This is a genomic window from Variovorax glucosi (genome assembly GCF_051216695.1).
GTDB lineage: Bacteria > Pseudomonadota > Gammaproteobacteria > Burkholderiales > Burkholderiaceae_C > Variovorax.
In genome coordinates this window covers 1-1,708 of record NZ_JBPJZE010000043.1, presented here as the reverse complement: position 1 = coordinate 1,708, position 1,708 = coordinate 1, and the positions used below count along the sequence as shown (strand labels likewise).

Genomic DNA, 1,708 nt, shown 5'->3' with positions numbered 1-1,708 from the left:
CCAAGACGCATGACAGCAGAACCAACGCTCCCGCTCTACGAAGTCCTCTACTGCAGCACGCTCGCCCAAGGCCTGCCCCCGGACACGGTGGGTTCGATCGCTTCCCGGGCACGCATGCGCAATGCGGAGCGCGACATCACCGGCCTGCTGGTGTTCGACGGCATGCGTTTCTGCCAGCACCTGGAAGGCCCGCCCGAAGCCATCGACGCGCTGATGCAGCAGATCGAGAGCGATCCGCGCCATGTCGGCGTCAGGGTCGTCTACCAGGCCCCGCTGGCAGCCCGCCGCTACAGCGGCTTTGGCATGGGGCTGGCCGAATGCGAGGGCCCCGACCTGATGGCCGGCGTGCATGCGCTGGACGGCGAGGCGGCGCTGCGGCACTTCCTGGCGCTGGTTCCCAGCTTCGACATCAACGGTTGAATTGAACTGAATGGGCGGCGGCCCGGCGGCCCTACCCCAAAAGACGCTTCAAAAAGAAAAAGGCGGCCGAGGCCGCCTTTTCAGCACATGGAGGGAAAACAATCGCTCAGGCGTTGTCCCAGCTGTAGGTCGCGCCGTAGCCGTCCCACGCCTCCATGACGATGCGCTGGCCCGCGGCCACCGTCAGCGATTCGCCGGGTGCGAGCACCAGGTCTTCGCTGGGGTTCTGGAGCGTGGCATCAGGCGTGATCCACACCCGGCCCTGCTTGACCCGCAGAATGCTGGCCGCCCGCGCCTTCAGGCTCATCGCCTCGCCGGGCGCGATCTGCCAGGCACCGCGGCGAACGGCCGGCGGAACGGCGGCGGTGCGGGCGGGAACGGACAGGGACGAGAGCGATTGGGTGGTGCAGACGGCGGTGGACATGATGTAACTCCTTGGCTTTGCCGAAGCGCTTGTCAGAAAGTGGCAATAGCGCAGTTCGGGAATGAATGATCGTTTCTATGGCGTTGGCGGTCCAATGAAAACGAGGTAGCCTACTGATGCGTGTTTCGCATCAATCGATCTGAACGCCGACCAGTCCTCCAAAGTCATATCCATGCAACATTCGCAAACCCATCTGCGCTCCCGTCCGATCTCCGCCGGGCACCTGCGCGCCTTCGAGGCGGTGGCCCGGCACCTGAACTTCCGCGCAGCAGCTGAAGAAATGGCACTGACCCAGTCGGCCGTGAGCCGCCAGATCCAGTCGCTGGAAGAAGAGGTGGGCGTGGCCCTGTTCCTGCGCCACACGCGCGCGGTGGAGCTCACGAGCGCAGGGGCGCTGCTGCTGCTGGCGGTGCAGCAATCGCTGCCGCGCATCGACACGGCGGTGCGCCAGATCCGCCAGAGCGCGGGGCGGCAGAGCGTGTCGCTGACCACTTTTGCCTCGTTCGCCTCGATGTGGCTGATCCCGCGGCTGGAGGCCTTCCAGCGCGACAACCCCGAGATCGACATCCGCATCGACGCCAGCGACGTGGCGGTAGACCTCGAAGTGGCCGACGTCGACATCGCCCTGCGCTACGGCCCGCGCGAGTCCATGACGGCCGGCGCCGTGCGCCTGTTCGGAGAAACTCTGACGCCGGTGGCCAGCCCCTGGCTGCTGAAGAGCAGCCCGCCCATCAAGACACCCGCCGACATCACCCAGTTCACGCTGATCGAGGCCGGCGACGCGCACCGCACCCATCTCGAGTGGCTGACGTGGACGCGGTGGTTTGAGGACAACGGCGTCGCGCGCTCCCAGCCGAAGCGATG

At 66.3% G+C, this 1,708-nt stretch carries 3 protein-coding genes; 2 read left to right on the top strand and 1 reads right to left on the bottom strand.

The annotated features are described in order from the left end of the window. The first annotated feature begins 9 nt into the window (after nt 1–9). Nucleotides 10–420: a BLUF domain-containing protein gene (locus tag ACSFA3_RS22640; protein ID WP_435474706.1), complete on the top strand. Its 411-nt coding sequence runs from the start codon at nt 10–12 to the stop codon at nt 418–420. A 106-nt stretch (nt 421–526) separates the two neighbouring features. Here ACSFA3_RS22640 and ACSFA3_RS22635 read toward each other — a convergent pair whose 3' ends face one another. Further along, entirely contained in the window at nt 527–844 is a 318-nt protein-coding gene (locus tag ACSFA3_RS22635) for a DUF2917 domain-containing protein (protein WP_435474704.1), read from the bottom strand. Nucleotides 845–1,016: 172 nt separating this feature from the next. Here ACSFA3_RS22635 and ACSFA3_RS22630 point away from each other — a divergent pair. Next, nucleotides 1,017–1,708, top strand: a 692-nt coding sequence (locus tag ACSFA3_RS22630; protein WP_435507723.1) for a LysR family transcriptional regulator, incomplete at its 3' end; no start/stop codon positions are given.

Coding starts and splice junctions, on each gene's coding strand:
- ACSFA3_RS22640 (WP_435474706.1), top strand. CDS start 10: ATGACAGCAGAACCAACGCTCCCGCTCTACGAAGTCCTCTACTGCAGC.
- ACSFA3_RS22635 (WP_435474704.1), bottom strand. CDS start 844: ATGTCCACCGCCGTCTGCACCACCCAATCGCTCTCGTCCCTGTCCGTT.